The sequence below is a fragment of the Halarsenatibacter silvermanii genome, from assembly GCF_900103135.1.
Lineage (GTDB): Bacteria > Bacillota > Halanaerobiia > Halanaerobiales > Halarsenatibacteraceae > Halarsenatibacter > Halarsenatibacter silvermanii.
On sequence record NZ_FNGO01000032.1, the window covers coordinates 1 to 21,044 of the forward strand.

General features: G+C 47.2%; 20 protein-coding genes and 1 pseudogene. All 21 read left to right on the plus strand.

The window, feature by feature from the left end:
* Positions 1-228: hypothetical protein (locus tag BLT15_RS13335; RefSeq protein ID WP_159429944.1), on the plus strand; the 228-nt coding region annotated here is incomplete at its 5' end.
* Positions 229-593: 365 nt separating this feature from the next.
* A complete protein-coding gene (gene greA / locus BLT15_RS11875) occupies positions 594-1,070 on the plus strand; it encodes a transcription elongation factor GreA (protein ID WP_089762077.1) in 477 nt (158 codons plus the stop codon).
* Positions 1,071-1,157: 87 nt separating this feature from the next.
* Positions 1,158-2,636, plus strand: coding sequence for a lysine--tRNA ligase (gene lysS / locus BLT15_RS11880; protein WP_089762112.1), 1,479 nt, complete (start codon positions 1,158-1,160; stop codon positions 2,634-2,636).
* A 14-nt stretch (positions 2,637-2,650) separates the two neighbouring features.
* On the plus strand, positions 2,651-3,049 hold the full coding sequence (locus tag BLT15_RS11885; protein WP_089762078.1) for a secondary thiamine-phosphate synthase enzyme YjbQ: 399 nt from the start codon (positions 2,651-2,653) through the stop codon (positions 3,047-3,049).
* Between the two features lie 250 nt (positions 3,050-3,299).
* Positions 3,300-3,773, plus strand: coding sequence for a CtsR family transcriptional regulator (locus BLT15_RS11890; RefSeq protein ID WP_089762080.1), 474 nt, complete (start codon positions 3,300-3,302; stop codon positions 3,771-3,773).
* Between the two features lie 5 nt (positions 3,774-3,778).
* Positions 3,779-4,294 carry a UvrB/UvrC motif-containing protein gene (locus tag BLT15_RS11895; RefSeq protein ID WP_089762082.1) on the plus strand — a complete coding sequence of 172 codons (516 nt, stop codon included), beginning with the start codon at positions 3,779-3,781 and terminating at the stop codon, positions 4,292-4,294.
* Complete coding sequence (locus BLT15_RS11900) at positions 4,284-5,351, plus strand: protein arginine kinase (RefSeq protein WP_089762084.1); 1,068 nt, start codon at positions 4,284-4,286, stop codon at positions 5,349-5,351. The genes BLT15_RS11895 and BLT15_RS11900 overlap by 11 nt, the downstream gene beginning before the upstream one ends.
* 24 nt (positions 5,352-5,375) lie before the next feature.
* A complete protein-coding gene (locus BLT15_RS11905) occupies positions 5,376-7,865 on the plus strand; it encodes an ATP-dependent Clp protease ATP-binding subunit (protein ID WP_089762086.1) in 2,490 nt (829 codons plus the stop codon).
* 171 nt (positions 7,866-8,036) lie between these two features.
* Positions 8,037-9,428: a DNA repair protein RadA gene (gene radA / locus BLT15_RS11910; protein WP_089762088.1), complete on the plus strand. Its 1,392-nt coding sequence runs from the start codon at positions 8,037-8,039 to the stop codon at positions 9,426-9,428.
* Between the two features lie 39 nt (positions 9,429-9,467).
* The gene (gene disA / locus BLT15_RS11915) at positions 9,468-10,550 is read left to right on the plus strand and encodes a DNA integrity scanning diadenylate cyclase DisA (protein WP_089762091.1); all 1,083 of its coding nucleotides are present in this window, start codon (positions 9,468-9,470) and stop codon (positions 10,548-10,550) included.
* A 92-nt stretch (positions 10,551-10,642) separates the two neighbouring features.
* A pseudogene (locus tag BLT15_RS11920) lies at positions 10,643-11,146 on the plus strand (CarD family transcriptional regulator).
* An 80-nt stretch (positions 11,147-11,226) separates the two neighbouring features.
* Positions 11,227-12,321, plus strand: coding sequence for a PIN/TRAM domain-containing protein (locus BLT15_RS11925; RefSeq protein ID WP_089762095.1), 1,095 nt, complete (start codon positions 11,227-11,229; stop codon positions 12,319-12,321).
* Between the two features lie 25 nt (positions 12,322-12,346).
* A complete protein-coding gene (gene ispD, locus BLT15_RS11930) occupies positions 12,347-13,069 on the plus strand; it encodes a 2-C-methyl-D-erythritol 4-phosphate cytidylyltransferase (RefSeq protein ID WP_159429945.1) in 723 nt (240 codons plus the stop codon).
* Positions 13,069-13,566, plus strand: coding sequence for a 2-C-methyl-D-erythritol 2,4-cyclodiphosphate synthase (gene ispF / locus BLT15_RS11935; RefSeq protein ID WP_089762114.1), 498 nt, complete (start codon positions 13,069-13,071; stop codon positions 13,564-13,566). The genes ispD and ispF overlap by 1 nt, the downstream gene beginning before the upstream one ends.
* A 74-nt stretch (positions 13,567-13,640) precedes the next feature.
* Entirely contained in the window at positions 13,641-14,447 is an 807-nt protein-coding gene (locus BLT15_RS11940; RefSeq protein ID WP_089762116.1) for a HutP family protein, read from the plus strand.
* A 77-nt stretch (positions 14,448-14,524) separates the two neighbouring features.
* On the plus strand, positions 14,525-15,973 hold the full coding sequence (gene gltX / locus BLT15_RS11945; RefSeq protein ID WP_089762101.1) for a glutamate--tRNA ligase: 1,449 nt from the start codon (positions 14,525-14,527) through the stop codon (positions 15,971-15,973).
* A gap of 95 nt (positions 15,974-16,068) precedes the next feature.
* Positions 16,069-17,517: a cysteine--tRNA ligase gene (cysS, locus tag BLT15_RS11950; protein WP_089762103.1), complete on the plus strand. Its 1,449-nt coding sequence runs from the start codon at positions 16,069-16,071 to the stop codon at positions 17,515-17,517.
* On the plus strand, positions 17,510-18,241 hold the full coding sequence (gene thyX / locus BLT15_RS11955) for an FAD-dependent thymidylate synthase (RefSeq protein WP_089762105.1): 732 nt from the start codon (positions 17,510-17,512) through the stop codon (positions 18,239-18,241). Before cysS ends, thyX begins: the two co-directional genes overlap by 8 nt.
* Before the next feature lie 3 nt (positions 18,242-18,244).
* Positions 18,245-18,985, plus strand: a complete 741-nt coding sequence (gene rlmB, locus BLT15_RS11960; protein WP_089762107.1) for a 23S rRNA (guanosine(2251)-2'-O)-methyltransferase RlmB — start codon at positions 18,245-18,247, stop codon at positions 18,983-18,985.
* Positions 18,986-19,040: 55 nt separating this feature from the next.
* Positions 19,041-19,697 carry an RNA polymerase sporulation sigma factor SigH gene (gene sigH, locus BLT15_RS11965; RefSeq protein WP_089762110.1) on the plus strand — a complete coding sequence of 219 codons (657 nt, stop codon included), beginning with the start codon at positions 19,041-19,043 and terminating at the stop codon, positions 19,695-19,697.
* A 147-nt stretch (positions 19,698-19,844) separates the two neighbouring features.
* Entirely contained in the window at positions 19,845-21,044 is a 1,200-nt protein-coding gene (gene tuf, locus BLT15_RS11970; protein ID WP_089760129.1) for an elongation factor Tu, read from the plus strand.

Sequence of the window (21,044 nt, forward strand, 5' to 3'; positions counted from 1 at the left end):
CGGGTGATAATAGCATATGAAAGCGGTGAGCTGGAAGAGCTGCTTTTGCAAGAGGAACAAGAACAAAATCCAGAGGGGGTTTCCAGTCAAAAAGCTTACAAAAGCCTTAAACAGAACCAGAAACCTTCAGAGGATCTGTTTTTTAAGATGACCAGTGAACCAGCAAAAGGAGCTGCTTATCGATTTCTGAAAGATATATGCAGGAATGTACCGGGTAGTCCGGTGTAAAATAACGCTTTAATCGGACTGGAACCGTTCCTTTAATTAGCAGGGGCTTCTGTGTCTAAATTGCCGTTTTTCAGCTAACTTTCAAAAAGGAAATCAAAGTCAGCATATTTAAATGTGTGAGACCTCAATTTATATTTCTTCCCCTTGAGTAGATTTAGTATGAATATTGTACTACCCACAACTAATTAACTCAAACAATCCGGTCAGGGCTCTTGACAAGCTTGAGCACTTAACCTATAATTAAAACAATTGTTGAGCTGGTGCTCGATAATTTGCTTTTTTTATTTTTTTGAGGAAATGTCAGGGATTAAAAGAATTTAAAAATCAAAAGAAAAAACCAGAAAGTTAAAAAGGAGTTTACCGCTATGTCAGATAATGAAGTTCTTTTAACCGAGGAAGGTTATGAAAAACTCGAAGATGAGCTCAAGCATTTAAAGGAAGTCAAGAGAAAAGAAGTGGCTGAGAAGATCAAGGTTGCTCGTGATTTCGGGGATATCAGCGAAAATGCTGAGTACGATGAAGCAAAAAATGAACAGGCTTTTATCGAAGGACGCATAAAGAAGCTGGAAAATATGCTCGATAAGGCTGAGGTTGTCAAGCAGGATGAGATTAATGATCATACGGTCAATGTTGGAAATTCTGTCGAGCTCGAGGAACTGGACAACGGCGAGGTATATGAGTACACCCTGGTTGGCAGCGCTGAAGCTGACCCGCTCAATCATAAAATTTCCAATGAATCGCCCATCGGACAGTCAGTTATTGGCAAATCGATAGGCGATGAGGTAGAAGTAGAAACGCCCGAAGATACGGTTCGCTACAGAATTATTTCCATAAGAACCTGAAAAAATCAGAAAATAACCCGATAAAATTGTTCTTTGACTGCTGGTAAAAATATGACAGGAAAAAGAGGTGGTAAATTTATGTCCGAAATGGAAAATAACGAAGATCTGCATAAACTTCGGGCCGAGAAACACCGGCATCTGGAGGAGCTTCAGGAAGCAGGAGAAGAGCCCTATGCCAAAAACTATGATCGCAGTCATAAATCGACTCAGGTGAAGGAAAATTTTGCTGAATTCGAAGGAAAAGAGGTATCGCTGGCCGGCAGACTCATGGCGCTGCGCAGCCACGGCAAGGCCAGCTTTGCTGATATCCAGGATTTTGAAGGCACCATCCAGCTTTATCTCAAATACGATGTACTAGGTGAGGAAGATTACGAGTTTTTTGGCGATCTGGATATCGGCGATCTTGTGGGAGTTGAAGGAGAGGTATTTAAAACTAACAGGGGAGAGGTGACAGTTAAGGTCACCGATTATGAACTGCTGACCAAATCACTGCGCCCGCTGCCCGAAAAATTTCACGGGCTCAAAGACAAAGAACTTCGCTACCGGCGCCGCTATCTGGATTTGATAATGAATAGAGATGTTAAAGATAATTTTGTCAGGCGCAGTGAGATCATCAGATCCATGCGGGAATATCTTGAGGAAAAGGGCTTTCTGGAAGTTGAGACTCCCATGATGCATCCGGTGGCCGGAGGGGCCAATGCACGTCCTTTCATCACCCATCACAACGCTCTTGATATGGAAATGTATCTGCGGATAGCTCCCGAGCTTTACCTGAAGCGTCTTATCGTGGGAGGCATGGAAAAGGTCTTCGAAATCAACCGCAATTTTCGCAACGAAGGCATGTCCTACAAACACAACCCAGAATTTACCATGATGGAGCTCTATCAGGCCTATGCTGATTATCACGATATGATGGAGCTTACAGAGAATATGATAGAACATATCTCCCGGGAAGTTCTGGGGACGGCGGTTATCGAATATGAGGATACTGAAATCGATCTCTCTGCCCCCTGGAAACGTCTCACCATGGTTGAGGCTATAGACGAATATGCCGATCTGGATTTTACCCAGATCGATACGGTCGAAAAAGCCTATGAGGCAGCTGAAAGTGTAGGTCTGGAGCTGGAGGATGGCTTGAGCCGGGGAGAGATCATTCATGAGATTTTTGAAGAACGGGTCGAAGAAAAACTCATTCAACCCGTCTTCATCAAGGATTATCCCATCGAAGTTTCACCTCTGGCCCGCAGACACGATGACGATCCGAATTTCACCTATCGTTTCGAACCCTTTATTTACGGCCGGGAGGTGGGCAATGCTTTCACCGAGCTGAATGATCCCCGCGAACAAAAACGGCGTTTTGAGAAACAGGTTGAGCGCCGCGAGGAGGGGGATGAGGAGGCTCAAATGATGGACGAAGATTTTGTTCGGGCGCTGGAGTACGGCATGCCTCCAACCGGCGGCTTAGGTATTGGCGTGGATCGGATAGTTATGCTATTGACCAATTCCAGCTCGATCAGAGATGTTATTCTCTTCCCTACCATGAGGCCGGAAGACGGCGATCAATAGGGAGGTGAACTGTCATGAAGGAAATCAGTCTGGATACGGGCAGCAAATGCGAGTTTTTGGAGATAACCGATCGCGTTAGGAGTGCGCTGAAGGAGGAGGGGCTCGAGCAGGGGGCTGTGCTCGTGGTCGTTCCTCATACCACGGCTGCTGTCACCATAAATGAGTCCTATGATAGTTCCGTCAGGCGCGATATAATCAAAAAGTTAAATGATATTGTGCCCTTTGAAGGAGATTATTCCCACAGAGAGGGCAATTCGCCGGCCCATATTAAGAGTTCGCTGGTCGGATGTGACCAGCTGGTGCCCGTGGAAAATGGCGGCCTGAGTCTGGGTACCTGGCAGGGCTTATTTTTTTGCGAATTCGATGGTCCCCGCACCCGCAAAGTAAGATTGCAGTTTTTACAGTCCCTCTGACCGGAAGATTATTTCAGGTTTTTACCCCCCTTTACCGGGGGGTTTTAATGATAGCTGTTTTTTTTGATATTTCGAGAGGTAGAAGACAAAATTTGAGCAATTTCTTTTCTGACTGTTTTAATTGGTGCGGAGAGCAAAATAATGCTGTTTAAAATGCCCTTTAAAATTTGCAATTTTTGCTGTAAACGTTTATCATTAAATTAAGGTCAAGAAAAGTCAAAGACAGCTCAGTACAATAAGGAGGGAGATTATGGCCAGTCTATCTGATCAAATAGAGGAGTACCTGAATGAGCTGATCGGTCATGATGAAGGTCAGATTGAGATAAAAAGAAATCAGCTGGCTGATGAATTCGATTGTGCTCCTTCCCAGATAAATTATGTTCTCAATACCCGATTTACACCGGAAAAGGGTTATGTGGTCGAAAGTCAGCGCGGCGGCGGAGGTTTTATCCGAATTATCAAAGTATCCATTGATTCTGTTGATGAGTCGCTGCGCAAACTCATCACCAGACTCAATCAGCCCATAAGCCAGCAGGATGCTCAGGATATTATTCACCGCCTGCATGAAAATGATCTGATCGATAAGCGAGAAAAATATATTATGGATATGGTAACGCATCGTCAGGTGCTCGGTATAGAACTGCCGGAAAGGGATTATCTCCGCAGCAGGATCATGCAGAGCATGCTGGAGGTCATATTAAAAACGGAAAAGGGAGAGGAGTGACCAACTTGCAGTGTGAAAAGTGCGGCGAGCGGGAAGCAAATGTTCATATGACCAAAATAGTGAACAACAACAAAAAAGAGGTTCATCTCTGTTCTCAATGCGCTGAAAAAAGCGGCCAGATAAGCATAAGCGGTGATCCTTTCTCCTTTCAGAAGATGTTTTCAGGTTTTATGCAGCCGGATAGAAGCCGATCTCCCTCTCCCCGGGAAAAACTCGAGTGTGATAACTGCGGTTTAACCTATCGGGAGTTTACCGAAAAGGGCCTTTTCGGCTGCGCTGAATGTTATGATAGTTTTGCCGAGGGAGTTGACTACGTCGTGGGCAGGGTTCAGGGCGGAAGCGAACATCGTGGCAAGGTTCCCCGCCGGGGGGACAGAAAATCACGCCTGGAAGAAAAGATAAGCAGTCTGCGTCAGGATATGGAAGAAGCGGTCGATCGGGAAGATTTTGAGAGAGCTGCTGAACTGCGAGATAAGGTCAAAGAACTGGAAAGCCGAATGGAGGCTGAAGATGAAAAGTGATACAGGTATTCCGGATAGTTTAGGAGAATGGCTGAAGGATCAGCCCAGCGATGATATAGTTATAAGCAGCAGAATCAGGCTGGCGCGCAATCTTTCGGAATTTAATTTTCCCAATAGATCTTCAGGCCCCGAGCTTGAAGAAGTAAAAAATATTCTCTTTTCAGTTTTAGATAACTGGCAGAAGCAGGATGGAGAAAAAAATCTGCTGCACTTTGATATGGAAAAATTGGATGAGCTGGAGAGAGAGGTGCTGATTGAAAGGCATCTTATAAGTCGGGCTCTGGCCGAAAACCCCGCCGGCAGCTCAACTTATATCGATAAAGCTCAGTCATTGAGCCTTATGGTCAATGAAGAGGATCACCTGCGGATGCAGTTTATCAAAACCGGAGCTGGACTGGAAAAAGCCTGGGAAGAGGCCGATGACTTTGACGATTTTCTGGAGGAAAAGCTCGATTATGCTTTTTCCAGCAGGCTGGGTTATCTGACCGCCTGCCCGACCAATCTGGGTACCGGGTTGAGAGCTTCGGTGATGCTGCATCTGCCCGGTCTAAACATGACTGATGAGATCGGAAGGCTTTTGGGTGGTGTCGGCAAATTTGGTTTCACTGTCAGAGGAATCTTCGGTGAGGGTACCGACTCCGAAGGGAGTATCTATCAGCTTTCCAACCAGGTGACTCTGGGATATAGAGAAGAGGATATAATAGATAATCTTTATGGCATTTTGCACAGGATCAGGGAGAAGGAAGTAAAAGCCCGAAAAATGCTGGAAGAGGAGCGCTCCGGAGATATAAAAAATAAAATAATGCGAGCATTTGGTATTCTCCGGCACAGCTATAAAGTCAATTATCTGGAGTCTATCCACTTTGCTTCTCTGCTGCTGCTCGGTGATTATTATCAACTATTTAGCGAATTTGATCGCGATAAATTGATGGAGCTTATGATATTAACCCGTCCCGCACATCTTCAGCTTTATTCAGGAGATAGGAACAGGACAGATCGCGGTGATATACGCAGGGCTGAATTAATAAAGGAGAGTCTAAGTTCATTTAAAATTTAATCTTTAATTCTGGAGGTGGATGAGATGTTCGAACGCTTCACGGAAAGAGCTAGAAAAGTTCTTGGGTATGCTGAGGAGGCGGCCCGGGAACTCGGTCATAATTACGTAGGTACAGAACACATCCTCTTAGGACTTATCAGAGAGGATGAAGGGGTTGCCGGCAGCGTGCTGCACGAATATGACGTAACCTATGACAAAGTGAAAAAGAAAATAGGAGAGATCATCGGCGAAGGGAAAAGCGATCAGGCCAGTTCCAAGGCCATCGGACTCACTCCCAGAACCAAAAAGGTGCTGAATCTGTCGATGGATGAGGCCCGCCGGCTGGGCCATAATTATATCGGCACCGAGCATCTGCTGCTGGGGCTCATGAGAGAAGGTGAAGGAGTTGGAGCCAGTATAATCTCACAGCTTGGCGGCGATACCGGTGAGATACGTGAGAAGATCGTCAAGATGCTGGGGGGACAGCAGAAAGGTTCCGGCCAGCAGACTCACGAAAAGAGCGACACACCGAATCTGGATGAGTACAGCCGTGATCTTACCGCCATGGAGGCCGAAGGCAAACTCGATCCTGTTATCGGTCGCGAAACTGAAATAGAAAGACTCATCCAGGTGTTGAGCAGGCGGACCAAAAATAATCCTGTTTTGATAGGTGAACCTGGTGTGGGTAAGACTGCCATAGTTGAAGGTCTGGCTGAACAGATAAATAAGGAGAATGTTCCTGATCTACTGCTGGATAAGCGGGTAGTGGCGCTGGACTTAAGCTCACTCGTCGCCGGGTCCAAATACCGGGGTGAATTTGAGAAAAGAATGAAAGGCGTCATGGAGGATATCCGCAGCAGCGGCAATGTCATCCTCTTTATAGACGAGCTGCATACTCTGGTAGGAGCGGGAGCGGCAGAAGGTGCCATCGATGCTGCCAATATACTCAAGCCCGCTCTGGCCCGCGGTGAGCTGCAGGCCATTGGAGCCACGACGCTGGATGAATACCGCAAGCATATAGAGGAAGATGCAGCCCTGGAGAGAAGATTTCAGTCGATACTGGTCGAGGAGAACACTCCTGAAGAGACTGTGGACATCTTAAAGGGCCTTAGAGATGCATATGAGGCTCACCACAAAATCAAGATTACCGATGAAGCTATCGATTCAGCGGTAAAACTCTCCCATAGATATATACAGGATAGATTTCTGCCCGATAAAGCTATCGACCTTATGGATGAAGCTGCCTCGAGGGTGCGTCTTAACAACAACACCCGTCCTGATGAATTTAAAGAGATGAGTCAGAAGCTGGAAGAAGTTCGCAAAGAAAAAGAAGCTGCTGTCAAGAATCAGGAATTCGAAAAAGCTGCTGATCTGCGCGACCGCGAAAAAGAGCTGGAACAGGAGCTTGAGGAGATGAAAAATTCCTGGCAGAAGGAAAAGGGAACCAACGGTGCTTCAGTCGAGGCTGAAAATATTGCCGAAATAGTTTCCAGCTGGACGGGAATTCCCGTTACCAGACTGGAGGAGGAAGAGATGGAGAGGCTGCTCAGGCTGGAAGATAAGCTGCACGAGCGTGTGATCGGTCAGGATGAAGCTATCACAGCAGTCTCTGAAGCGGTCCGGCGGGCAAGAGCCGGTCTCAAGGACCCGCAGCGTCCTATCGGATCTTTCATGTTCTTAGGCCCGACAGGGGTCGGCAAAACGGAGCTGGCGCGCACGCTGGCTGAAGCGATGTTTGATGAAGAGGAAGCCATGATCAGGATAGATATGTCCGAGTATATGGAAAAACACTCGGTCTCCCGCCTGGTTGGTTCGCCTCCGGGTTATGTAGGACATGATGAAGGCGGTCAGCTCACTGAGCCCGTTCGACGTCGTCCCTATTCTGTTATTCTCTTCGATGAAGTAGAAAAAGCCCATCCTGAGGTATTCAATATACTGCTGCAGATACTGGAGGATGGCCTTTTGACCGATACCCACGGCCGACAGGTCGATTTTAAAAATACTATAGTCATCATGACTTCGAATGTCGGGGCCGATTTCATAGAGAAGCAGTCCAGCCTGGGTTTTCAGCCGGATGATGGTACGGAGAATAAAGAATACGAACGGATGAAAGACAAGGTTATGGACGAGTTGAGGAACCAGTTCCGACCCGAGTTTCTCAATCGGCTGGATGAAACTATCGTCTTCCACTCTCTCAACCGTGATCATATCAAGCAAATAGCCGATCTGATGATAGGTGAGCTCGAGCAAAGACTCGAGGAGAAAGAACTGGAGATAGAAGTGACAGAAGACGCCAAAGAGAAGCTGGCCGAGGAAGGTTATAATCCTGAATTCGGCGCACGACCGCTGCGCAGAACCATTCAGAGATTGATCGAGACTCCGCTGAGCGAAAAGATTTTGGCCGGCGAAATTTCCGAAGGAGATCTTGTAAGTGTTGGCCTGGAAGATGATGGATTGACCTTCAGCAGGGTTGAAGGCGAGACCGAAGAATCTGAAGACAGCGAAGATAATGAGAAAGCTGAAACGAAGAGCTAAAGATAAGCTGCGCGATTAAAATACAGTAATTTGGAGCTAAAATAAAATAATTCTGCCCGGGGAGAGTATCTTGTAAATAAGCGGCTAAAATGGTATAATTAATTTGCTAGAGTTAATATTAAACCATTTTTTAAAGTTGTTTCGGATAAATTACCGAGAGGAGTAATATCTTTGCCCCGGGCAGATTCTGTTTATAAGTGTAAAGAATGTGGTTTTCAAACCACAAATTGGATGGGAAGGTGTTCCAGCTGTGGAAACTGGAACACCTTTATTAAATATGATAAAAATTCTGAAAAGGTTTCTGCTCAAGGCGCTGTTGATTCTGACTCCGGTGCTTCGGCAGAGGCTGGCGTCGAACTGACGCCGGAATTGAGGGATAATTCCGGCAGAAGATCTCGCATTACTACTGGAATTGCCGAGTTTGACAGGGTTTTGGGCGGGGGAATGGTACCCGGCTCTCTGGCTCTCCTGGGTGGAGCTCCCGGAGTGGGAAAATCAACTCTGGTTTTACAGATTGCTCACAGACTGGCTTTAAATGGTTGTCGATGTCTATACATAGCAGGAGAAGAATCAGAAGAACAGCTGGCTTTGAGGGCTGAACGGCTGGGGGCTTTCCATGATAATATCAAAATTCTTACAGTTGCTGCCTGGCAGAAGATTTTATCGCACTGTCAGGAGTATGAATATGAGCTGATCATAGTCGATTCGATTCAGACTGTCTATGACAGCTCCTATGATTCCTCACCTGGCAGCGTGAGACAGGTGAGAGAGATGACCTCTTCCTTCCAGCAGCTGGCTAAGGGTTATCAGGTGCCAATTTTTTTGGTCGGTCATGTCACCAAACAGGGACAGCTGGCCGGACCGAAAACGATGGAACATATCGTCGATACTGTGCTTTATTTTCACGACAGCAGCGATCATTATCGACTGCTCAAAGCTCATAAAAACAGATACGGTGCCATCGATGAGGTCGGAGTATTTACGATGAGAGACAGCGGCCTTGAGGAGGTGAGCAATCCTTCCTCCGCTTTTTTGCAGGGCAGGCCGGGTAACTGCTCGGGTTCGGTGGTGGTTCCGGTAAAAGAGGGCAGCAGAACGCTGCTCATAGAGCTGCAGGCTCTGGTAAGCACCGGCGGCCGGGGTAATCCCCGCCGTATAACTTCCGGCTTGAATCGTGAACGCGCTGAACTGCTTCTGGCGGTTCTCGATAAGAGGCTGGGATTGGATCTGGCTGAGAGAGATGTTCATTTTAATATCGTCGGCGGTATTGAGGTTAAAGAACCGGCCCTTGACCTGGCTCTGGCTGCTGCAGTTATCTCCAGCTATTATGACATTGCTCTGCCTGCTGATCTGTCCGTATTCGGTGAGGTTGGCCTGGCGGGTGAGATAAGAGCTGTTTCCAGCCATGAGAAAAGGATTGCTGAAGCAGCTAAAATGGGTTTCGGCAGATTGATTCTGCCGACCAGCGAAGAGAGAGAAATCAGTAATTTTCCTGATGATATAAAGCTTGTTGAAGTCAATAATATGAAGGATCTTTTGAGCTTTTTGAAATCAATAAAGTGACCGGGCCTGAATTTGGCTGCCGGACAGGGGGTGTAATAGTTGGTAAATTATGAAGAAGAGATGATGGACATGCTGAAAATGCTGGCGCCGGGCACCTCTTTTAGAGAAGGGCTGGACAATGTTCTCAGAGCTCAGACCGGTGCTCTGATCGTTGTCGGGGACAGCGATGAGATACTCGAGCTGGTCGACGGGGGATTTAAGTTAGAGGCCGAGCTAACACCGGCCCGGCTTTATGAGCTGGCTAAAATGGACGGTGCTATAATATTAAGTTATGATATCGATAAGGTTTTGATAGCCAATGCTCATATAATTCCTGATTCGTCAATTCCCTCGCGTGAGACGGGAACCCGCCACCGCACAGCAGAGAGGGTGGCCAGACAGACCGAAGAACTGGTTATAGCTATTTCTCAGCGCCGGGATATTATAACTCTTTATAAGGGCGATATCAAACATGTGCTGGAGGATATCCGGGTAGTATTATCAAAGGCCAATCAGGCTGTGCAGACCCTCGACAAATATCGCTCAGTTCTTGACCAATCACTGACCAATCTCAGCGCGCTAGAATTTGAGGACCTGGTTACTATAGCCGATGTTGTCACAGTGCTGCAGAGGGCAGAAATGGTCCTGAAAATTCAAAAAGAGATCGAAAGGTATATCACTGAGCTCGGGGACGAAGGAAGATTGATCAAAATGCAGCTTGATGAACTAATTACCGATGTCAGGCAGGAATGTATACTGCTGATCCGGGATTATGTGAACTATGATGAGGAGACAGAAGAAGAACCGGGAGCGGAAAAGATTTTGAACGAACTGACTGATTGGTCCTCGGAAGAAATGCTTTCGACCAGCACCATCAGCAAAGCTTTAGGACTGGGAGGGAGTGTAAATTCGATGGATTTATCGATCACTCCCCGGGGTTATCGTCTGCTGCGCAAAATACCGAGGCTGCCTATGCCGGTAATAGAGAACCTCATAGAACATTTTAGTGATTTTTCCTCGATTGTTGATGCCAGCACAGAAGAGCTGGATGAGGTAGACGGTATCGGGGAGGTCCGGGCTAACTCCATCAAGGATGGTCTGAGAAGGCTGCGTGATCAGGTGCTTTTGGATCGTCACATATAGGTTTTCAGCAAATTGACAGTAATTTGACTGAGTGGTATAATATGATTTAGGAATAAAATGGCTGTAACTAAAGAGGAGCTGATATCAGTATAATGTTTGACATCGGTGATAAAGTAGTCTACCCCAATCACGGGGCCGGCACTATTGTCGATATCGAGTCCCGGGAAATACTGGGGGAGGAGAAAAAATATTATATTATGAAGCTTCCCATCGGCGAAATGAAAGTTATGATCCCTGTCGATAAAGTTGATGAGATCGGCGTTCGCGATATAATAGATGAGGAAGAAGCGAACGAGATTATTGCTCTGCTCAAAGGCGATCAAAGCAAGATGTCGCAAAACTGGAATCGGCGCTACCGGGCCAATATGGAGAAATTGAAGACCGGCGATATATACGAAGTGGGCGGTGTCGTCAGAGATCTTACCATTCGCGATGAAGAAAAGGGGCTTTCTACTGGAGAAAAGAAAATGCTCAACAATGCCCGCAAAATATTGATCAGCTAGCTTGTTCTGGCCAAAGATGCCGGGGAAGAGGAAATTAAATCTATCATTGATAGTGCATTTGACAGCAATCCTCATATAGAGGAAGAGGATTAAAGATAATTAGATCCTTCTTTTATTTTTTCTGCTGTTTTTACTAAACTCATCGACGAAGGAGAGGGGGGAGGTGAACCTGGTTGTTAAAGCGTGGTATGAGACTGGTTCTGGCCCTTATAGGAGGGGCTATCGGGTACAATTTGATCGTAATTCTGGGTTTCGCCAGCGAGCTGGAATTATCTCTTACTAATATTGATGATATTTTTACCAGCACTCAATTTTTTGGCGCAGTTAGTGGAGCTCTGGTCGGTTTTTTTATTTTATCTGCTCTGATCGAGAAACTGCTCAGTTTTGTACTAAAACTGGATTTTGATTATTCCAATATACCTGTGAAGAAGGTTTTGGCCGGGTTTTTTGGTCTGATTTTAGGGCTTATTGTGGCGGGAATAGTCAATTTTGCCTTTCCGCTCGACAGAATACCCCGGCTGGGATTGCCGCTGCAGATATTGATCAGCTTGATTCTTGCCTATCTCGGTCTTTATATGGGGGTTTATAAGCTGGAAGACTTTGTATCTGTTTTTTCTTTCGATCTTTTTAGCGAGGAAAAGATCGAGGAGACTGAAAAGGAAGCCAGGCTTAAAATTCTCGATACCAGCGTAATAATAGACGGGAGAGTTTCTGATATTTGCAAGACCGGATTTCTGGAAGGTTCACTTGTCATTCCAGAATTCGTACTGGAAGAGCTGCAGCATATAGCTGATTCAGGAGACGAGCTCAAACGAAACCGGGGCCGCCGGGGTCTGGATATTTTAAAGCAGATGCAGAACGATTCCGATATCGATGTCGAGATAGTGAATAAGAAATTTGAAGATATTCCAGAAGTGGACAGCAAGCTTGTTAAGCTGGCCAAGATCATGGGCGGTAGTATTATCACAAATGATTACAATTTGAACAAAGTTTCGGAACTTCAGGGTGTGGAAGTATTAAACATCAATGAGCTGGCCAATGCCGTTAAGCCTGTGGTTCTGCCAGGAGAAGAGATGACGGTGGAGATCATCAAAGAAGGCAAGGAAAAAGATCAGGGCGTGGGTTATCTCGATGATGGAACCATGATAGTCGTCGACAACGGCAAAAATTATATGGGTGAAACTATAGATGTTATGGTTACCAGCATTTTGCAGACGGCAGCAGGTAGAATGATATTTGCCCGTCCTAAATCACATTCCAGTTCCTGAGATCGGAGAAATTGAGGGGTCAATGATGTCATCAGCTTTAATAGTAGCCGCCGCCGGCGAGGGCAGGCGTATGAAAAAGGAGATCCGCAAACAATATCTGCCGCTGCGCGGGAAACCGCTTTTAGCTCGCACGCTTTCCGGTTTTGCCGGCTGGTGCGATAAATTTTCCAGAATAATAGTCGTCATTCCGCCCGGAGATGAAGATTACTTTGAGGAGGGAATTATTCCGCAAATACCCGCCGGGCTGGAAAAGAGAATCGAAATGGCTGCAGGCGGCACAAGCCGACAGGAATCCGTAAATCGAGGGCTCAAACGGCTGAATGATGATATAGATTATGTTTTTATACACGATGGAGCCCGCCCTTTTTTTTCCGAAGAACTCATGGAAGGATTATTCGAAGCTGTCCGCCGCTGGGGAGCAGCTACGGCGGCGACGCCGGTTAAGGACACCATCAAACAGAAGAATAATAAGGGCTTGGTGGAGAATACTCTGGACAGGGATAAGCTGGTCGCTGTTCAGACCCCCCAGGCCTTTTCCTGTGATCTGATCAAAACAGCCCATAGGCGGGCCGCCGGAAAAAAATTCCCTGACGATGCCTCTCTGGTCGAAGAGATGGGCCGGGAAGTCAGGATTGTTCGGGGGAATTTTGACAATATCAAACTGACCACTCCTCTGGATTTAAAGCTGGCCGAAGCGATTCTGGCCGGCAGACAGGGGGAGGATTTTGAATGGAGGGCGGATTCTTAATGAGGGTAGGTTCTGGCCTGGACATCCACAGGCTTGTTGAGGGAGAAAAGTTAATTCTGGCAGGGCTGGAAATTCCCGCTGAGAAAGGCGCTGTCGGTCATTCTGATGCCGATGTTCTCTCCCATGCTGTTATAGATGCTCTTCTGGGAGCGGTTGGAGCCGGTGATATTGGAGAACATTTCCCTTCCGGTGAAGAGGAATATCGTGACATTTCCAGCCTGATATTACTGGAGAGGACGGCCGAAATTCTGGCCGGGCAGGGGTTTGAGGTGATCAATATAGATATCACACTGGTCCTGGAATCGCCCAGAATCAATCAGCATAAAGAGACAATGAAAGGCAATCTGGCTGGAAAACTGTCCATAAATAAAAACAGAATAAATATTAAAGCCACCACCAGCGAGGACCTGGGTTTTATCGGCAGGAAAGCAGGAATCATGGCGCAGGCACAGGTGCTGGTCGAGCAGCTGGAAGAGAGCAGCAGGGGTGGCGATTAAAATTGGGGTTCTTCTCCGAAACAGCTGATATGGAGGAGATCCTAAAATTTATTTTTGGAGAGGTGAAGAAATTCATGAAAGTTAAAGATATTATGACTCAGGATCCCATCACCATCAAGGAGAGTGCTTCCTTAATTGAAGCTGAAAGACTTCTGGCTATCAACAAGATCGGCAGATTGATTGTAACCGACGATGAGGAAGAAGTGGTCGGGATTATAACCGATGGAGATTTTATGGAGAAGGATGATCTTGAGGAGAGTATAGCAGAACTTGTCTCAAGAGATTTGATTTACGTTAACGAAGAAGCCTCCGTCCAGGAAGTTGCTCAGATTATTTCTGAACATCAGATCGGAGGAGTGCCGGTTTTCGATGAGCAGGATAATTTGACCGGTATAATTACTGCAGAAGATATTGTGGATGGATATGTGAGGAAGGATCGAAAGGACTATAGACGGAACGACATAGAACTGGACAGCGAGAACATAACCCCGGAAAGTGCTGCTATTTATCTCTCTATGACCCGAAGCAGGGAGTATGAGGAGTACTGGCTGGATAAAATAGAGGGTTATGGTTATAAAGGTGCGATTACTCAAACAGGGGCCAGCGCTGAAAAGCTCCCCATCAAGTTAAGAGAAAGCACCACAGTGGCTGCTATCGCCCGGGGAGTAATAGAGGAAAATTCCCGGGAAAAGATGGCCATATCGAACGCTGTCAAAGATGCTTACAGCCAGCTGGCTCTGATCAATCCCGGTTTAGGCGGCGGCTTTAAAATAGCTGTGGTCCGGGGAGAGAAAAATATATCCGTATCTATATTCGGGAAATTCGGCCATGCACTGGTAGATGGGCCCGAACAGCTGACCATCGGGACCAGCGTCATATAAAAACATAAGTAAAATATCTGTAATATGGAAACCGTATTAGAGCAAATAAAGTTAAAAAAGAGGAAAGGAGATATAAAATGGCTGATATGAGGCTGCGTTTTCCGCCTTCTCCGACCGGTAAAATACACGTGGGAAATATTCGAACCGCTCTCTTCAACTGGCTCTGGAAGGAAAAGAATGAGGGGGAGCTGGTGCTCAGGATAGAAGATACCGATACAGAAAGGTCGACGCAGGAATTTGAAGAAATAATCATACAGGAGCTGGACTGGCTCGGCATAGAGGCTGATGAGGGAGTTGAAATAGGAGGAGATTATGGACCCTATCGTCAGTCCGAGCGCGGTGAAATCTACCAGGAACATATCGATAGGCTTTTAGAAGAAGATAAAGCCTACAGGTGTTACTGCAGCGAAGAAGAGATAAAAGAGATGAGGGAAGCTCAAAAAGCCCGGGGTGAGATTCCTCATTACGACGGACGATGTCGTGATAAAAACCTCTCACCGGAAGAGCGTCCCGATGAGTATGCAGTCCGTTTCAAAATGCCGGAAAAAGAAGAGGAAATCGTTGTAGAGGATCAGATTCGAGGACGAGTTAGCTTTGACAGCGGTGAATTTGATGATTTTGTTATTCAAAAATCAAATGGGATTCCCACCTATAATTTTGCAGTCGTTATAGATGATGCCCTGATGGAGATTACCGATGTGATCAGAGGAGAAGACCATCTCTCCAACACTCCCAAGCAGATAATGCTTTATGAGGCCCTGGATTTTTCGCTGCCGAGGTTTGCTCATCTTCCGCTGATACTTTCCGAAGATGGCAGCAAGCTGAAAAAGCGATCTGATAGCGATGCTGTTTATGTGGGCGAATTCCGGGAACAGGGCTATTTGCCCGAGGCACTGGTCAACTTTTTGGCCCTGCTGGGCTGGTCTCCTGGGGCCGAACGGGAGATAATGGATCGCGAGGACCTCATCGAGGAGTTTGAAATCGGTGAGGTGAAAAAGGGCGGAGCAATCTTCGACAGAGAAAAACTGAACTGGATGAACAACCATTATATTAAAGAGGCTGATCTCGATAGAATTATGGATCTGGGTCTGCCATTTTTGCAGGAAGCTGACCTGGTCGATGACGATGTCGATGAAGAATGGTTCAAAAAAGTGCTGGACATCGTCCGGGATGGCCTGGACAATCTGGCTCAGCTGCCTGATGAAGCGGAGCTTTTTCTGAGTGAGCTCACATATGAGGATGAAAATAAAGCACGTGAGCTTTTTGATGATGAAGAGGTGCAGGAAGTTTTGAACTCACTGCGAACCAGAGTTGAAAATTGTGAGGAACTGGATGAAGAGACCGTGAGTGGAATATTTTCTGAGGTTCAGGAGGAAACTGGTGTGGGAGGCCGCAAATTTTATCATCCTCTGCGCTATGCTCTCACCGGCAAGGATTCCGGGCCCAGCCTGGGAGATTTCCTGGCATTACTGGGCCGGTCTGAGGCGCTATCGCGTCTGGAGAGGGCCATAAAACTTGTCGGTTAACCCCCCGACGGCGGCCTGCAGACCTCAGTTCTGACTGTATTGTTATCCTCACGGTTATAAATTAAAATTTACTGGCAATACCGGGAGGTAAAAACGTGAGAATTTATAATTCCCTGACCGGCGAGAAAGAAAAATTTGAACCTCATGATCCAGGCGAGGTAAAAATGTACGTCTGCGGGCTGACCGTTCAGGATTATTCCCATATAGGTCATGTCCGCGGTGCTATAAATTATGATGTAATCAGAAGATATCTGGAGTATCGCGATTATAAGGTCAGGTACATTCAAAACTTTACCGATATCAATGAAAAAATAGTCGACCGGGCTGAAGAAGAAGGGCTGAAACCCATGGAGCTGGCCAATAAATATGCCGAAGCTTACCGGGAGGAACTGCTCCAGTTAAATGTGGAAATGCCGGATCGCTTCTGCCGGGTTTCTGATAATATATCCGAGATAATCGAGATGATCGAAGTGCTGATAGAAAAAGGGTATGCCTATGAAGTAGGCGGTGATGTCTACTTTAGCGTGGAAGAATTTGAAAATTACGGCAAACTCTCCGGTCGAGAACTGGAAGAGATGCAGGCTGGAGCCCGGGTGGAAGTTGACGAAAAAAAGCGCCACCCCGGAGATTTTGCCCTCTGGAAGCAGGTGGATCAAAAGCCCCGCTGGGACAGCCCCTGGGGAGAGGGATGGCCGGGCTGGCATATAGAATGCTCGGTTATGTCTTTAAAGTACCTGGATGGGGCTGTTGACATTCACGGTGGCGGTACCGATCTGGTATTTCCTCATCATGAAAACGAGATAGCTCAGGCTGAAGCCTATACAGGTAAAGAACCATTTGTTAAATACTGGGTGCATAATGGTACGGTCGATCTCGGCGGCGAGAAGATGTCCAAATCGATAGGAAATGTATACCAGACCAGGGAACTTATTGATAGATATTCTGCCGACGAGCTCCGTTATTTTATTCTCGCCAAACATTATCGCAGCCCGATCAACTTTTCTCTGGAGGAAATCGATGAGGCTTCCCGCAGTCTGGAAAATCTGATTAACACCTCCGCGCTCCTGGAGAGATTGCTGGAAAAACTGGAGATCGGAGAGGAAGGTGATTCTCTGGTCGGAGAAGGCCTCGAGAAGCGCCTGGAGGAGCTGCAGGAAGAATTCATAAATGTTATGGATGATGACTTTAATACGGCTCGAGGCATAGCAGTCCTGCATGAGATGGCCGGAGAGATAAACAGCGCCACCGATAATCTGGGCCTGACTGTCGATGCGGAGACCAGAAGAATAGTCGAAAAAGCGGACCGTATTTTTGGAGAGCTGGCCGAGATTTTTGGTTTCGAGCTGCAGCCGGGTGATTCTGCTGGTGCCGGTGATGAGAAGTTTCAGCAGCTGGTGGAATACCTGCTGGAGTTGAGAGAAGAAGCCCGGCAGGAAGAGAATTATCAGCTGGCTGATAGGATCAGAGATGACCTGGCTGAGATGGGCATCGAAGTTGCCGATACCCCCAGAGGCCCGGAATGGAGGCTGGCTGAACATGAATGAGAAGATAGAGGATAACGACCGATCCGGCCAGAACCGGGAGGTAAAGCCCCGGGCTGAGCTGCTGGATTACACCGAGGAGGCGGAGAAAAATGTGGCTGCAGCTGCCCGACTCTGTTATTCCCGGCAGGGAGCTGAGAGGCTGAGAGATGAGATGGGAGAAGAGAAGAAAAAAAAGTTGATCGAAAAGGTTTTGGACCTCGGTCATTATTCGACGCTGGAGCACAGCTTTTTCTCCTTTCATATCGTTTGCAGCCGGGTTGCCAGCCATCAGCTGGTGCGTCAGCGTATCGGTGTGGCTTATAGCCAGAGATCACAGCGATATGTAAGTGAAGATAACTTTTCCTATATAACCCCTCCCTCTATCGAGGAAAATGAAAGGGCGGCCGAAAAATTTCACCATCACATGGATGAGAGCCGCAGGATTTATGGGGAGGTTCAGGAACAGGATATACCCAATGAGGATGCCAGATTTGTGCTGCCCGCTGTGAAAACAAATCTGATGGCTTCTTACAATGCCAGATCCTTATATCATTTCTTTCGCCTGCGCTGCTGCCGCAGGGCCCAGTGGGAGATAAGAACTCTGGCCGAGCAGATGCTTGCTCAGGTCAAGAACGCAGCTCCGACTCTTTTCTCCCGGGCCGGTCCTGACTGCCAGACACGGGGCGAATGTCCTGAAGGCGAGATGAGCTGCGGGCGGCTCGCGGAAGAAAGCGAGGAGGATTAGAAAATGGCCAAAGTTGCTGGCCGAAATCCTGTCTATGAACTGCTTAACGGACCTCGCAGGGTCCATCGACTTATGATTCATTATGAAGCAGAGGGAGAGATTATTGAAGAGATCACCAGCAGAGCTAAAGAAGATGATATTCCTGTGGAGAGAACTACGGCCAGGGAAATCGATGATCTGGCCGAGCTCGATAACCATCAGGGGGTGCTGGCTTTAGCGGAAGATATCGATAACAAAAATCCTGAGACGGTTCTTCAGGCTGTAAGAAACGGCGGGGATATGCCGCGCTTTTTACTGCTTGATCAGATACAGGACCCGCAAAATTTTGGAGCACTGATCAGAACCGCCCGGGCTGCCGGTTTCCAGGCTGTGATATATCCCGGAGACAGAAGCTGTTCCATCACTCCAGCAGTGGTCAAAGCCAGCGCCGGTGCCATCGAATATACGGCTATGTGTCAGGTTACAAATCTCAACCGAACCATGGAGATGCTGAAAGAAGAGGCCGTCTGGTTATTCGGTGCCGAACCTGAAGGCAACACCCTTTACTATGAGGCGGATTTGACCGGGGCTTTAGGAATCGTGATCGGAAGCGAAGGCTCGGGTCTGCGCCGGCTCGTCCGTGAAAACTGTGACTTTCTGCTTGGAGTCCCCGTCAGCAAATATCCCGGTTCCCTTAATGCGTCTGCCGCTGCTGCTGTCGTTATATATGAAGCCGTCAGACAGTCCCGGCTTAACCTTGACTAAAATTACGTCAGCAAGTATAATATAAATTGGAACTGCAATAGGGAGGGGATGACGGTTGGAAGGTAAAGCTCTTGAGGAGATTTCTTACGAGGATTTTACCGAGATGTCCGATGATGAGCTCATCGAACATGTCCGCAATGGAAGCAGCCAGGCGGAAGAGGTTCTCATCAAACGTTACAAGAACTTCGTGCTGGCTAAATCTCGTTCTTATTTCCTGGTTGGGGCCGATAGAGAGGACATAGTACAGGAGGGCATGATCGGACTGTATAAGGCTGTACGGGATTACAAAATCGATAGACTGGCATCTTTTAGAGCCTTTGCGGAGCTCTGCATAACAAGACAGATTATCACTGCTATCAAGGCGGCCACCCGGCAAAAACACCAGCCTTTAAACTCATACGTATCCCTGAACAAACCAGTTTATGACGAGGATTCCGAGCGAACCCTGCTGGATATCCTCAATCGAGGCAATAAAAATGCCAATCCGGAGCGGAGATTTATCAGCAGAGAAACTTATTTTTTGATAGAGGATAAGCTCTACGAAATGCTCAGCGAACTGGAGTTTGATACTCTGAAAGAATACCTCAAGGGCAAATCTTATAAGGAGATAGCTGATTCTCTCGATCGCCATGTCAAGTCTGTGGATAATGCTCTGCAGCGGGTCAAGCGCAAACTGGAGGATTTTCTGGAAAAGCATGATATCGACCATTGAGTTTTAAAATGAATGCCGTCCTGTCGATCTGCTGCCGGCGGTCGATAGGGCGGCATATTAATGAGATATAAATAATTATATACATATTTTTCGGGATCACAGTGGTTCTGGCATACAACAATAATTATCCAAAGGAGGATGATGAGGATGGCAAACAAGGAGAAGTTTGAAAGGACGAAGGAGCATTTAAATTTAGGTACGATAGGGCATGTAGATCATGGGAAGACGACATTGACGGCAGCGATCACGAGGGTATTGGCCAATTATGGAGAAGCAGAGGTAATGGATTTTGACAATATAGATAATGCGCCGGAAGAGCAGGAGCGGGGGATAACGATAGCGACCTCGCATGTGGAATACGAGACAGAAAACCGGCATTATGCTCACGTGGATTGTCCTGGTCATGCTGATTATGTAAAGAACATGATCACAGGAGCAGCGCAGATGGACGGAGCGATACTTGTAGTATCTGCAGCAGACGGACCAATGCCCCAGACCAGAGAGCATATACTGTTGGCCCGTCAGGTAGGGGTACCGGCTATGGTAGTGTATTTGAACAAGGCAGATATGGTGGATGATGAAGAGCTTATAGAGTTAGTGGAGATGGAAGTAAGGGAGTTATTGGACGAGTACGATTTTGACGGAGCGGAGACACCGATAGTGGTAGGATCGGCGCTGGAGGCGTTGGAGAATCCCGAGATAGACGAGAACGAGCATGCAGCCAGCGTGGTTGAGCTTATGGAAGCGGTAGACGAGCATATACCGACCCCGGAGAGAGATGAGGACAAGCCGTTTTTGATGCCTGTTGAGGATGTATTCAGCATAACAGGTAGAGGGACGGTAGCGACCGGTCGAGTGGAAAGAGGCCGGATAGAGCCGGGAGACGAGGTAGAGATAGTAGGGATAAAGGAGACGCAGGATACGGTAGTTACAGGTATAGAGATGTTCAGGAAGTTATTGGACGAAGCGGTAGCAGGAGACAATATAGGAGCCCTGCTTAGAGGTATAGACAGAGAAGAGGTAGAGAGAGGACAGGTGCTGGCAGAGCCGGGCAGCATAGAGCCGTATACGAAGTTCAGCGCGGAGGTATATGTGCTTTCCCAGGATGAGGGAGGCAGACACACGCCGTTTTTTGACGGATATCGTCCGCAGTTTTATTTTAGGACGACGGATGTGACAGGAACGATAAGGCTGCCCGAGGGAGTAGAGATGGTAATGCCGGGAGATAATATAGAGATGCAGGGAGAGCTGATCACGCCGATAGCGATGGAAGAAGGATTGAGGTTTGCTATCAGAGAAGGCGGCAACACAGTCGGCGCCGGTGTCATTACCGAAATTCTCGAGTAA